General features: G+C 61.0%; 11 protein-coding genes. 10 read left to right on the top strand and 1 reads right to left on the bottom strand.

Annotated features, from left to right (window positions below; translation table 11 throughout):
- Nucleotides 1-41 precede the first annotated feature (41 nt).
- Genes CAG47_RS23275 through CAG47_RS23285 form a run of 3 tightly spaced genes read left to right on the top strand, consistent with a single transcriptional unit; the run spans nucleotide 42 to nucleotide 2,498 of the window.
- Nucleotides 42-1,061: an aminoglycoside phosphotransferase family protein gene (locus tag CAG47_RS23275; protein WP_085727824.1), complete on the top strand. Its 1,020-nt coding sequence runs from the start codon at nucleotides 42-44 to the stop codon at nucleotides 1,059-1,061.
- The gene (gene murU, locus CAG47_RS23280; RefSeq protein WP_085727826.1) at nucleotides 1,058-1,729 is read left to right on the top strand and encodes an N-acetylmuramate alpha-1-phosphate uridylyltransferase MurU; all 672 of its coding nucleotides are present in this window, start codon (nucleotides 1,058-1,060) and stop codon (nucleotides 1,727-1,729) included. Before CAG47_RS23275 ends, murU begins: the two co-directional genes overlap by 4 nt.
- A 1-nt stretch (nucleotide 1,730) precedes the next feature.
- The gene (locus tag CAG47_RS23285; RefSeq protein WP_085727828.1) at nucleotides 1,731-2,498 is read left to right on the top strand and encodes a TerB family tellurite resistance protein; all 768 of its coding nucleotides are present in this window, start codon (nucleotides 1,731-1,733) and stop codon (nucleotides 2,496-2,498) included.
- Nucleotides 2,499-2,621: 123 nt separating this feature from the next.
- Here CAG47_RS23285 and CAG47_RS23290 read toward each other — a convergent pair whose 3' ends face one another.
- Nucleotides 2,622-3,611, bottom strand: a complete 990-nt coding sequence (locus tag CAG47_RS23290) for an alpha/beta hydrolase family protein (protein ID WP_085727830.1) — start codon at nucleotides 3,609-3,611, stop codon at nucleotides 2,622-2,624.
- A 73-nt stretch (nucleotides 3,612-3,684) separates the two neighbouring features.
- Between CAG47_RS23290 and CAG47_RS23295 the strand changes: the two genes are divergently transcribed.
- The 7 genes from CAG47_RS23295 to CAG47_RS23325 all read left to right on the top strand — a co-directional run bounded on the left by CAG47_RS23295 (nucleotide 3,685) and on the right by CAG47_RS23325 (nucleotide 12,935).
- On the top strand, nucleotides 3,685-6,081 hold the full coding sequence (locus CAG47_RS23295; RefSeq protein ID WP_085727833.1) for a PAS domain S-box protein: 2,397 nt from the start codon (nucleotides 3,685-3,687) through the stop codon (nucleotides 6,079-6,081).
- Nucleotides 6,082-6,174: 93 nt separating this feature from the next.
- Entirely contained in the window at nucleotides 6,175-6,804 is a 630-nt protein-coding gene (locus CAG47_RS23300) for a response regulator transcription factor (RefSeq protein ID WP_085727835.1), read from the top strand.
- 265 nt (nucleotides 6,805-7,069) lie between these two features.
- On the top strand, nucleotides 7,070-8,194 hold the full coding sequence (locus tag CAG47_RS23305) for an ABC transporter ATP-binding protein (RefSeq protein WP_085727837.1): 1,125 nt from the start codon (nucleotides 7,070-7,072) through the stop codon (nucleotides 8,192-8,194).
- 48 nt (nucleotides 8,195-8,242) lie between these two features.
- Entirely contained in the window at nucleotides 8,243-9,286 is a 1,044-nt protein-coding gene (locus CAG47_RS23310; protein WP_085727839.1) for an ABC transporter substrate-binding protein, read from the top strand.
- Nucleotides 9,287-9,459: 173 nt separating this feature from the next.
- The gene (locus CAG47_RS23315; RefSeq protein WP_085727841.1) at nucleotides 9,460-10,707 is read left to right on the top strand and encodes an ABC transporter permease; all 1,248 of its coding nucleotides are present in this window, start codon (nucleotides 9,460-9,462) and stop codon (nucleotides 10,705-10,707) included.
- 12 nt (nucleotides 10,708-10,719) lie between these two features.
- Nucleotides 10,720-11,544: an ABC transporter permease gene (locus CAG47_RS23320; RefSeq protein WP_085727843.1), complete on the top strand. Its 825-nt coding sequence runs from the start codon at nucleotides 10,720-10,722 to the stop codon at nucleotides 11,542-11,544.
- Between the two features lie 242 nt (nucleotides 11,545-11,786).
- Nucleotides 11,787-12,935, top strand: a complete 1,149-nt coding sequence (locus tag CAG47_RS23325; RefSeq protein WP_085727845.1) for an iron-containing alcohol dehydrogenase — start codon at nucleotides 11,787-11,789, stop codon at nucleotides 12,933-12,935.
- Nucleotides 12,936-12,953 lie beyond the last annotated feature (18 nt).

A 12,953-nucleotide genomic window follows, 5' to 3' on the forward strand; every position in this document is an offset into this window, starting at 1 on the left:
CATGACCCGCTTGACGGCTAGCGCCGTCGGAGACCCTTGCAATGCCTGATCAAGATGTACGCTTGCAACACCTGAACGTTTGGCTCGATGAACAATTGGCGAACCTTTTTGCCGAGCAGGGCTGGGGCGCCGTCCCCCCGGCCACATTGACGGCGGCCAGCAGCGACGCGAGTTTTCGGCGTTATTTCCGTTGGGAAGGCGCTGGCAAAAGTTTCATCGTGATGGACGCGCCGCCGCCCCAGGAAAACTGTAAACCCTTCGTGGATATCGCTTTTTTGCTGGCGAAATCCGGAATAAATGTGCCGAAAATTTATGCCGAAGACCTGGAACGCGGTTTTCTTTTGCTCAATGACCTGGGCAACAAGACCTATCTGGACGTCATCGATAGCGAAAACGCCGACGATTTGTTCAAGGATGCCCTGCAGGCGTTGCTGGCTTTCCAGCAGTTGCCGATGGTTGCGCCGCTGCCGAGTTATGACGTGGCGTTGCTGCGTCGCGAACTGGAACTGTTCCCCGAGTGGTACGTGAAGCGCGAATTGGGCATCGAATTCGACGCGGCGCAGCAAGTGCTCTGGCAGCAAGTCAGCGATCTGTTGATCGACAGTGCCCTGGCACAGCCAAAAGTCCTGGTGCATCGCGACTACATGCCGCGCAACCTGATGCTCAGCGAGCCCAATCCCGGTGTGCTGGATTTCCAGGATGCGGTGTATGGCCCGGTGACCTACGACGTGACCTGCCTGTTCAAGGACGCCTTCCTCAGCTGGCCCGAGGAACGCGTGCACGGCTGGCTCGAAAGCTACTGGCAACAAGCGGGCGCACTCGGAATCCCGGTTCAGGCGGAGTTCGAGGAGTTCCTGCGTGCCAGCGACTTGATGGGGGTGCAACGTCACTTGAAAGTCATCGGTATTTTCGCGCGCATCTGCCATCGTGATGGCAAACCGCGTTATCTGGGCGATGTGCCGCGTTTCTTCGCTTATATAGAGGCGGTAATCGCTCGCCGCCCTGAACTGGCCGAACTGGACGTGCTGCTGGCCAGTCTGCGTGCCGGGGTGAAAGCATGAAGGCAATGATTCTGGCCGCGGGCAAAGGCGAGCGCATGCGCCCGCTGACCCTGACCACGCCAAAACCGCTGGTTCGCGCTGGCGGCGTGCCGCTGATCGAGTATCACCTGCGGGCATTGGCCGCCGCAGGATTCACCGAGATCGTGATCAATCACGCCTGGCTGGGCCAACAGATCGAAGACTATCTGGGCGATGGATCGCGCTATGGCGTGAGCATCCGGTACTCGGCGGAAGGTGAGCCCCTGGAAACCGGCGGCGGGATTTTCCGCGCGTTGCCGTTGCTGGGGGATGAAGCGTTTGTGGTGGTCAATGGCGACATCTGGACCGATTATGACTTCAGCGTGCTGCACCAGCCCATCAACGGCCTGGCGCACCTGGTGCTGGCCGGCAACCCTCCCCACCATCCGGCCGGAGATTTCTGCCTGGTCGGAAACCAGGTTCGCGACGGTCAGCCGCAGGCCCCCACTCTGACCTATAGCGGTATTGCCGTGTTGCATCCGCAGCTGTTCGACGGTTGCCGCGCGGGGGCCTTCAAGCTCGCGCCGCTGTTGCGCAAGGCCATGGCTGACGGTCAAGTGACCGGCGAGCAATTGAGGGGGCACTGGGTGGATGTCGGCACTCACGAGCGTCTGGCCGAAGTTGAAACATTGATAGAAGCGAGCCGCTGACATGCTGTGGCCAGGGACTCTGATCGGAGCCGGAGCGGGTTTTGCCATAGCCAGCATTCCGGGGGCCATACTCGGCGCGTTGTTGGGGCAGGCGCTGGACCGGCGCTTGCACCTGCAGAGCTGGGGGCATTTGCGGGAAAAGCTGGGCGGTCGCCCGGTGCTGCGTAACGATGAATTGCTGTTTGTCTTGTTGGGGCGCCTGGCCAAGTGCGACGGTCAGGTGATGGCCGGGCACATCGATCAGGCCCGGGCGGAAATGCGCGCGCTGGACATGTCCGGGCCGGCCCAGCGTCGGGCGATTGCCGCGTTCAATCGCGGCAAGTCCGGCCGCGACCGGCTACGCGGCTACCTGCGTCGCCTGAGTGCCCAGCCCCATGCGGCAGAAGGCGTGTTGCGCGCCTGCTGGCGGATGGTGTGGGCCGATGGTCGTGCCGGTAACAGCGAGCGTGAGCTGATCAGCCAATGGGGGCTGTGGCTGGGCTGGACGCCTCGTCAGGTGCAGGCACTGGCCCACGACTATGAGCCGCAGAAACGGCCGGCGGGCAACAGTGCGCCCAGTTATCAGGACGCCCTGAAGCTACTGGGGGTATCGGCCACCACTGAACCGGCGCAGATCAAGCGTGCTTACCGGCGCCTGCTCAGTCGCCATCATCCGGACAAGATTGCCGGCAGCGGGGCGACGGCTTCGCAGGTTCGTGAGGCGACAGAGCGAACGCGTGAACTGCATAGCGCCTATACGCTGATTCGGGAGCGGCGGGACTTTCGCTAGTCAGGAAGGTTTGCGTTGTTTGTGGTGGCCTCATCGCGAGCAGGCTCGCTCCCACATCAATTCTCCTGCGTTAGGAGATCCCTGTGGGAGCGAGCCTGCTCGCGAAGAGGGCGACGCGATCTGTCAGTCCACCACATTCTGCGGATTCAACCAGCCCCGCACCCGGCGGAACAGTTGCTCCTGTTCGGCCTTGGCATCCGGCAACGCCTTGAGCGCAACCTGACTGAATGCCGACGATTTCAAGCGTTTGCTGGCCTGCAGGCGTTCCAGTGCGGCGTTGCGGTCCGGCGCCTTGTCCTTGTAGAAAATATCCGCGGTCGGCAGTTTCAAGGTGGGTGTCAGCTCCGCCAGCCCGGGCTCCGCTACCACCGGTGTCCGAGCGGCGACCATCACCAGCTTTTCGACTTGCGACGGCTGTTTCTCGCTCAGGTAGCGCGCGGCCCAATACGCCCCGGTACCATGCCCCAGTACCACAATGCTGCGGGCACTTTGCTGTTCGGCGAACGCGATCGCGGTGTCGATCCGGGCAAAAATGCGCTCGGCATCTGCCTTGGACTGTTCTTCTGTGGTTTCGGCGATGACCTTGTCGCCCACATCCGCCTCGCCACCGGCCACCTGTTCGATGGGGGCAGCGGTGGTCGAGTCTTTGCTAGTCGTCTCGGGGGGCTTGGGTGGCGGCGCTGCTTCAACGATTCGTGGCGCAATGGCATCGCTTTGCAGGTCCGGCAAGGTGATACTCAGGCTGCTCCATTCGGCCTCCGGTAATTTGCGCCGCAAAGGACCGACCGCTTGCGGCCAGTCAACGGTTTCGCCAGCGCCTGGGATGATAATCACCGCGCCTTTGGGCTCGGCGGTATTGGCCGGTTTCCACAAGGCCAGAAACGTGTCGGTACCCGCTTGCAGTTGTTGCTGTTCCTGAGCCGGAATTTTTCGCTCAAGTGCAGTCGCTTCTTCCTGACTACGCTCAGGCAGCGGCTGGCGTTCGAGTGGTTTTTCTTCGGTGGTTTTTTCCGCGTCGGCAGGCGCCGGGTTGGCCGCCTCAACGGAAAAAGCGCAAGGCAGGATCAACGACAGGCACAATGCTGGCAGTGCCAGGCGATAGACAGGGAGCATCGGATATTCCAGGCCAGAAGTGGTTCCGGCAGCCTAATGGGTTGGTCAGTATTTGTCAGGGTGTGAGAGTTCAATGAAGCGTTTTCGCTGCCTGTGGGTTATCGGCTGTTTGTGGTTTCCCTTGATGGGTTGGGCGGCGGCCGTGCCCCCGGCGCACGTTGCCCAGTTGACCCCGAATCAACAGCACTGGCTGGCGCAGCAAGGCGAGTTGCGCGTCGGCCTGGTGTTGCAGGCACCGTTCGCGCAATACGATCGCCGCTTGCAGCGCCTGTCCGGAGTGAATGTCGACTTGATGAAGTGGCTGGCAAAGACCCTCAACGTCGAACTGAGCTGGCGCAACTTTCCCGACCTCGAACAATTGGAAGCCGCAGCCCGCACAGGCGAAATCGATATTGCCCCGGGGCTGACCCAAACCCCTGGCGGTTTGCGCCTCTGGCAATTTACCGACCCCTACATGCGAGTACCGCAACTGGTCGTCAGCGACCAGAAAAGTGCCGGGGCTGTCGAGCTGGAAAAGCTCGACAGCCAGACCCGCGTCGCGGTGCGCATGCCCAGTGCCATTGCCGATTACCTGCACAGCAACTATCCGCACTTGAATCTGCAAGGCGTCCCGATGGAGCGTCAGGCATTGCAATTATTGACTGGCCAGCAGGCGGCCTATGCGGTGATCGATGAGGCGCAATTGGGGCGTCTGTCCGTCGAGCCGGAGTTTGCCGAACTGGTGGTGGTGGGGGATGTCGGCTTGCCGCAGCTGTTGCGGGTGGCCACGCGACGCGACAAGCCGGAACTGGCGGGCATCGTCGAAAGTGCTTTGCGGGCGATCCCGGCCAAGGATCTGGAGCAACTGCACAATCAATGGCTGCAACCCAAATATCCGCGGCTCACCGAGTCCCCGGGATTCTGGCAAAACCTCTGTCTGTTGCTGGCCGTGCTGGCGTTGAGCTGCATGGCTATTGTGTTTTGGCAACGTCGCCAGCAGCACAGCCTGGAACATCGCTTGATGGCTGCGCAGGAAGACATTGCCTTGCGTGTTGCCAGCGAAGAGGCGCTGCGGCTCACCCAGTTTTCCATCGATCAAAGCACCGTCGGCATCCTCTGGGTCAACTGGGACAGCCACGTGCGCTATGCCAACCGTGCGGCGGAAGGCATGCTCGGTTACCCGTCCGGCGGGATCATCGACCGGCCCTTGATCGATTTCGAACCCGGTCTGCACATGGACCGCTGGCTCAATCTGTGGAAGCGCGCCCGGGCCAGCGAGGATGGCCCGCAAAGCTTCGAAACCAACTGTGTGCGTGCCGATGGCAGCATTCTGCCGGCCGATGTTTCGTTGAGTTTTCTGCGTTTTCGCGACGGCGAGTACCTGGTGGTTTATCTCAATGACGTCACCGAGCGCCGCCGTGCCCTGGCAGCCTTGCAGGAAAGCGAAGCGCGGCTGCAAGGCATCGCCGCCAACGTTCCGGGGCTGGTGTTCCGGTTGGAGCGAGCACCGGTCACCGGCCAGATCGACTTTGCCTACATCAGCGAAGGCAGCGAAAGCCTGGTGGGTTATTCGCCGGCCACGCTGGCGCATCGCGATAAAGGCCTGCGCAGCCTGGTGCATCCGGATGACAAGGCCAGCTATCACCAGACCCAGGATCATGCGCTGGACACCGACAGCGACTGGTCGTGGCAAGGGCGAATCCTCACGCGCCAGGGCGAGCAGCGCTGGGCGGAAATCAAAGCCATCACCCGTCGGCTGGAAGACGGCGCCTATGTCTGGGACGGCATCGTCTGGGACATCAGCGAGAGCAAGCGCATCGAACTTGAGCTGGCCAGCTCCCGGGAACAACTGCGTGAGTTGTCCGCGCACCTGGAAAGCGTGCGTGAAGAAGAAAAAGCGCGCATCGCACGGGAGGTTCACGATGAACTGGGCCAGATGCTGACCGTGCTCAAGCTGGAAACCTCCATGTGTGAACTGGCTTACGCACAACTTGATCCCGGTCTTGATGAGCGCCTGGGCAGCATGAAGCGCCTGATCGCTCAACTGTTCCAGTTGGTTCGCGACGTGGCGACCGCATTGCGCCCGCCGATTCTCGATGCCGGTATTGCCTCGGCCATCGAATGGCAGGCCCGACGTTTCGAGGCGCGTACGCAGATCCCGTGTCTGGTGCAGGTGCCGGACCATCTGCCGGTGCTCAGCGACGCCAAGGCCGTCGGCCTGTTCCGGATCCTTCAGGAAGCGCTGACCAATGTCATGCGCCATGCCCAGGCGCATACTGTCGAACTGACACTGGCGTTGGAAGGCGACGAGTTGTGTCTGACTGTCGCCGACGATGGCGTAGGATTTGTCGCCGCACCTGGCGGACCGACGTCCTTTGGGATTGTTGGAATGCGTGAGCGGGTGTTGATCATGGGGGGTGAGTTATCCCTTGAGAGTGAGTCGGGTGAGGGCACGACATTGAACGTGCGAGTGCCGCTGGATGTTGCCTGAAGGTTTTGTAGTGTTTTTGGCAAGTCCACAGAGAAAGTGAGCAACCTGTAGGAGCGAGCAGGCTCGCGATAGATTTTGAATCTGGAGAAGAACGTGATCCGTGTACTGGTAGCCGAAGACCACACCATCGTCCGTGAAGGCATCAAGCAACTGATTGGCCTGGCCAAGGACTTGCAGGTGGTGGGGGAGGCGAGCAATGGCGAGCAGTTGCTCGACACCTTGCGTCATGTGCCCTGCGAAGTGGTGTTGCTGGACATCTCCATGCCGGGTGTCAATGGCCTGGAAGCCATTCCGCGGATTCGCGCCCTGAACAATCCGCCGGCGATCCTGGTGTTGTCGATGCACGACGAAGCGCAGATGGCTGCCCGGGCGCTCAAGGTCGGGGCGGCAGGTTATGCGACCAAGGACAGCGACCCGGCGCTGTTGCTGACGGCCATTCGCAAAGTGGCGTCAGGCGGGCGATACATCGATCCTGAGCTGGCCGACCGCATGGTTTTCGAGGTCGGCCTGACTGACTCGCGCCCATTGCACTCGTTGCTCTCCGAGCGCGAATTTTCCGTGTTCGAACGTCTGGCCCAAGGCGCCAACGTCAACGATATCGCCCAGCAACTGGCCCTGAGCAGCAAGACCATCAGCACCCACAAAGCGCGGCTGATGCAAAAGCTCAACATCACCTCGCTGGCGGAACTGGTGAAGTACGCGATGGAACACAAGCTCCTCTAGCAACTCCTACAGTGATCTCCACCAGTCATTGAATCGTGCGCATATCCAATAACGACGTGCCTGATGAGCCACTTTTGCCTTTGCTTATGGCTTGTAGCTGGCCTCTCGCCACTGCATTTGCCAAAACGCGCCATCCTTGTAGGGCAATCCCTACCCCCAGCCTTCCATCCGGCTGAGGCGAATCTCTCTTGCGCCCCGATTTGCGCGGTCCCCAGCGTCCACTAGGCTTAATCCCACAGCAGTCATCAATAACAAAGGTGTGGGTATGAGCCAGGTCGATTCAAGCGCAGGGGCCAATGATGTTCTGGTCAGCTTTCGTGGAGTGCAGAAGAGCTACGACGGCGAGAACCTGATCGTCAAAGACCTCAACCTGGACATTCGCAAAGGCGAATTCCTCACGTTGCTCGGGCCGTCCGGCTCCGGCAAGACCACCAGCCTGATGATGCTCGCCGGCTTTGAAACGCCGACCGCGGGCGAAATCCTGTTGGCCGGGCGCGCCATCAACAACGTGCCGCCGCACAAGCGCGACATCGGCATGGTGTTCCAGAACTACGCATTGTTCCCGCACATGACGGTGTCCGAGAACCTGGCGTTCCCGCTGACCGTGCGCGGCATGAACAAGAGCGACGTCAGTGCACGGGTCAAGCGCGTGCTGAGCATGGTCCAGCTCGATACCTTCGCCCAGCGTTACCCGGCGCAGCTTTCAGGTGGTCAGCAGCAGCGTGTGGCATTGGCCCGGGCGCTGGTGTTCGAACCGCAACTGGTGCTGATGGACGAACCCCTTGGCGCACTCGACAAACAACTGCGTGAACACATGCAGATGGAGATCAAGCACCTGCACCAGCGCCTGGGCGTGACGGTGGTCTATGTGACCCACGATCAGGGCGAAGCCTTGACCATGTCCGACCGTGTGGCGGTGTTCCATCAGGGCGAAATCCAGCAGATCGCACCACCGCGCACTCTCTACGAAGAACCGAAAAACACCTTCGTCGCCAACTTCATCGGCGAGAACAACCGCCTCAACGGCCGCCTGGTCAGCCAGAGCGGCGAACGCTGCGTGGTCGAGTTGGGTCGCGGGGAAAAAGTCGAAGCGCTGGCGGTCAACATCGGCCAGGCCGGCGAGCCGGTGACCCTGTCCATTCGTCCGGAGCGAGTGAGCCTCAATGGCTCCAGCGACCAATGCGTCAACCGCTTCTCCGGGCGGGTCGAGGAATTCATCTATCTGGGCGACCACGTCCGGGTTCGCATGGAAGTCTGCGGCAAGACCGACTTCTTCGTGAAACAGCCGATTGCCGAGCTTGATCCCTCGCTCGCCGTCGGCGACGTGGTACCGCTTGGCTGGCAGGTCGAGCACGTTCGCGCTCTCGACCCGATTCTAGAGGCGAACTGATCGCCCCGGCTTCAACAACACCAACCCTGCACGTGGAGAGAATAATAAATGTTGAAATCCCTGAAATTCACCGCCCTGGCGCTGGGCATTATGGGGGCTGCGAGTGCAATGGCCGCTGGCCCGGACCTGACCGTGGTGTCCTTTGGCGGGGCGAACAAGGCGGCTCAGGTCAAAGCCTTCTACGCACCGTGGGAAGCGGCAGGCAACGGCAAGATCGTGGCTGGTGAGTACAACGGCGAAATGGCCAAGGTCAAGGCCATGGTCGATACCAAGAGCGTGTCCTGGGATCTGGTAGAGGTTGAGTCGCCAGAACTGTCCCGCGGTTGCGACGAAGACATGTTCGAGCAGTTGGACCCTGCGTTGTTCGGCAAGACCGAAGACTACGTCAAGGGCGCCATCCAGCCTTGCGGCGTGGGCTTCTTCGTGTGGTCGACCGTGCTGGCCTACAACGCCGACAAGCTGAAAACCGCACCGACCAGCTGGGCGGATTTCTGGGATACCAAGCAGTTCCCGGGCAAGCGTGGCCTGCGCAAAGGCGCCAAGTACACCCTGGAATTCGCACTGATGGCCGACGGCGTTGCGCCGAAGGACGTCTACAAAGTGCTGGCCGGCAAAGACGGTCAGGACCGCGCCTTCAAGAAGCTCGATGAGCTCAAGCCGAACATCCAGTGGTGGGAAGCTGGCGCACAACCGCCGCAATACCTCGCCTCCGGTGACGTGGTCATGAGTTCGGCCTACAACGGTCGTATCGCCGCCGTACAAAAAGAAAGCAACCTGAAAGTCGTGTGGAACGGTGGCATCTACGACTTCGACGCATGGGCCATTCCAAAAGGTCTGGATGCCAAGCGTGCTGAAGCGGCGAAGAAATTCATCGCCTACTCGGTACAGCCGCAGCAGCAGAAAACCTACTCGGAAAACATCGCCTACGGCCCGGCCAACACCCAGGCCGTACCGCTGCTGGCCAAGGATATCCTGAAGGACATGCCGACCACCCCGGAAAACATCGCCAACCAGGTGCAGATCGATGTCAGCTTCTGGGCTGACAACGGCGAGCAACTGGAGCAGCGCTTCAACGCCTGGGCTGCCAAATAAGCAAGACCCTTGTTAGGGGTTGAACACTGCAATCCCTGTAGGAGCGAGCATGCTCGCGATAGCGACCGGTCAGCCAACATTGATGTTGAGTCAAATGCCGCCATCGCGAGCAAGCTCGCTCCCACAGGTTGTGTGTACGCCTCTGTAACGATCAAAGATTTGCGGAGTACGTCATGGCTATCGCCGTTCCCCTGAACGAGGGCACCAGCCCCACCTTGAAGCAGCGGCTCAAGCACGCCGAGCGGGTCAACCGCTGGAAGGCTCAGGCGTTGATCGCGCCGCTGGTGCTGTTTCTGTTGCTGGTGTTCCTGGTGCCGATCGTGGCGCTGCTCTATAAAAGCGTTGGCAACCCGGAAGTGGTCGGCGGCATGCCGCGCACCGTGACGGCCATCGCCAGTTGGGATGGCCGCGGCCTGCCCGCTGAACCGGTTTACAAAGCGGCGGCCGAAGATCTCGCCGACGCTCGCAAGAATCAGACCCTGGGCGATTTGTCCAAACGCCTGAACATGGAACTGGCCGGCTACCGCAGCCTGCTGACCAAAACCGCCCGCGCCTTGCCGCTGGCCACCGAGCCGACCTCTTATAAAGAAGCGCTGGAAGGCCTCGATGAGCGCTGGGGCGACCCGGCCTACTGGCAAGCGGTGCGCCGCAACACCAGCAGCATCACCCCGTATTACCTGCTGGCGGCCGTCGATCACCGCATCGACGACCTCGGTGAAATCGCCCCGGCTACCCCGGACCAGGCGATCTACCTCGACATCTTCGCCCGCACCTTCTGGATGGGCCTGATCATCACCGTGATCTGCCTGGTGCTGGCGTATCCCCTGGCTTACCTGTTGGCCAACCTGCCATCGCGGCAGAGCAACCTGCTGATGATTCTGGTGTTGTTGCCGTTCTGGACCTCGATCCTGGTACGCGTCGCGGCGTGGATCGTGTTGCTGCAATCGGGTGGCCTGATCAACAGCGGCCTGATGGCCATGGGTATCATCGATAAGCCGATCGAACTGGTGTTCAACCGCATCGGTGTCTACATCTCCATGGTGCACATCCTGCTGCCGTTCATGATCCTGCCAATCTACAGCGTGATGAAAGGCATCTCGCCAACCTACATGCGCGCCGCGATTTCCCTCGGCTGCCACCCGTTCGCCAGCTTCTGGCGGGTGTACTTCCCGCAGACCTATGCCGGTGTCGGTGCCGGCTGCCTGTTGGTGTTCATCCTCGCCATCGGCTACTACATCACCCCGGCGTTGCTGGGCAGCCCGAACGATCAGATGGTCAGCTACTTCGTCGCCTTCTACACCAACACCAGCATCAACTGGGGCATGGCGACCGCACTTGGTGGACTGCTGTTGCTCGCGACGGTCGTGCTTTATCTGATTTACAGCTGGCTGGTGGGCGCGAGCCGCCTGCGCCTGAGCTAAGGGGAGAACGAAATGCTGAGTCCTTACATGTCGCCCATCGAACGGGTGTGGTTCTACAGCTTGCGGATTCTCTGCGGCTTGATTCTGTTGTTCCTGATCCTGCCGGTATTGGTGATCATCCCGCTGTCGTTCAACTCCGGCAGCTTCCTGGTGTACCCGCTGCAGGGCTTCTCGCTGCAGTGGTATCACGATTTCTTCGCTTCGGCGGAATGGATGCGTGCACTGAAGAACAGCATCATCGTCGCCCCTGCGGCCACGGTGCTGGCGATGGTCTTCGGTACGTTGGCGGCCATTGGCCTGACTCGCGGCGACTTTCCCGGCAAGTCGCTGGTGATGGCGCTGGTGATTTCGCCGATGGTAGTGCCAGTGGTGATCATCGGTGTGGCCAGTTACCTGACCTTCGCACCACTGGGGTTCGGCAACAGCTATACCTCGCTCATCGTCGTGCACGCCGTGCTGGGTGTGCCGTTCGTGATCATCACGGTGTCGGCGACCTTGCAGGGGTTCAACCACAATCTGGTGCGGGCCGCTGCGAGCCTGGGCGCTTCGCCGCTGACCACGTTCCGCCGGGTGACCTTGCCACTGATCGCCCCGGGCGTGATCTCGGGGGCATTGTTTGCCTTCGCGACCTCGTTCGATGAGGTGGTGGTGACGCTGTTCCTCGCAGGTCCCGAACAAGCAACCCTGCCACGGCAGATGTTCAGCGGCATCCGTGAAAACCTCAGCCCGACCATCGCCGCCGCCGCGACGCTGCTGATTGCCTTCTCGGTGATCCTGCTGCTGACCCTGGAATGGCTGCGTGGGCGTAGCGAGAAACTGCGTACTGCGCAGGTTTAACGGCAAACAACATTCCCTGTAGGAGCGGGTGCCCGCTTGCGGCCTGCTCGCGATGGACTTGAAAACGACGCTGGGTATCAGGCTTCCAGCGTTATCGTTAACGACCATCGCGAGCAGGCTCGCTCCTACAGGGTTTTTTGGCGTTATCGAGGTGCTCGGTCATTCATGGCCTGAATAGAAGCCAACTCGAAATCCCCAGCTACTCTTGTGCCCAGCTCCCCGAACTATAAGAGGCTGCGCACATGAGTCTTTCCTCTTTCAAAATCGCTCACAAACTGATCACCGGCGCAGGTGCCATCGAGCAACTGTCTACTGAACTGACGCGTCTGGACATCGATAACCCACTGATCGTCACCGACGCCGCCCTGGTCAGGTCCGGCACGGTAGAACTGGCACTGGCGCAGTTGGGGGATCGGACCTGGGAGGTCTTCGATCGGGTACTGCCCGATCCGGAAATTGCCATCGTCGAAGACTGCATGCGGGTCTACCGAGAGGGCGGACACGATGGCTTGATCGGTCTGGGTGGCGGCAGTGCCATCGACATCGCCAAAAGCGTGGCGGCCTACGCCGGCTACCACGGCGCGCTGGAGGATTTGTTCGGTATCGATCAGGTCCCGCGCAAAGGCCCGCCGCTGATTGCCATTCCGACCACGGCCGGCACCGGTTCGGAGGTGACCAACGTCGCCATCCTTTCCGACAAGGTCGCGCAACTGAAGAAAGGCATCGTCAGCGATTACCTGTTGCCGGACGTGGCGCTGGTCAGTCCGCAAATGACCCTGACCTGTCCGCGCAGCGTCACGGCGGCCAGCGGCATCGATGCACTGGTGCATGCCATCGAGTCCTATCTGTCGGTCAACGCTTCGCCTATTACCGATGCCCTGGCCATCGGCGCCATCAAACTGATCGCCAAGGCACTGCCCAAGGCCTACGCCAACCCGTCTAACCTGCAAGCCCGGGAAGACATGGCTACCGCCAGCCTGATGGCCGGCATGGCGTTCGGCAATGCCGGGGTCGGCGCAGTGCATGCGCTGGCGTATCCGCTGGGCGGGCGTTTCAACATTGCCCACGGTGTCGGCAATGCCCTGCTACTGCCCCATGTCATGATCTGGAACAAGATGGCCTGCATCGAGCGCATGCAGGATATTGCCGAAGCCATGGGGGTCAAGACCGCTCAGCTGAGTGCCAATGAGGCGGCCGACAAGGCGGTGCTGGCCATGACCGAGTTGTGTGCGGCCGTGGAAATCCCTCAGGGTTTGCGCAGTTTCGGGGTTCCCGAAGACGCCATCCCCACAATGGCTGTGGAAGCCGCGGGGATTGAGCGCTTGATGCGCAACAATCCACGCAAATTGAGCGCGATCGATATCGAGAAGATCTACCGCGCTGCCTACTGATCATCGCGCTCACGGTGC

Source organism: Pseudomonas sp. R37(2017) (assembly GCF_002113375.1).
Classification (GTDB): domain Bacteria; phylum Pseudomonadota; class Gammaproteobacteria; order Pseudomonadales; family Pseudomonadaceae; genus Aquipseudomonas.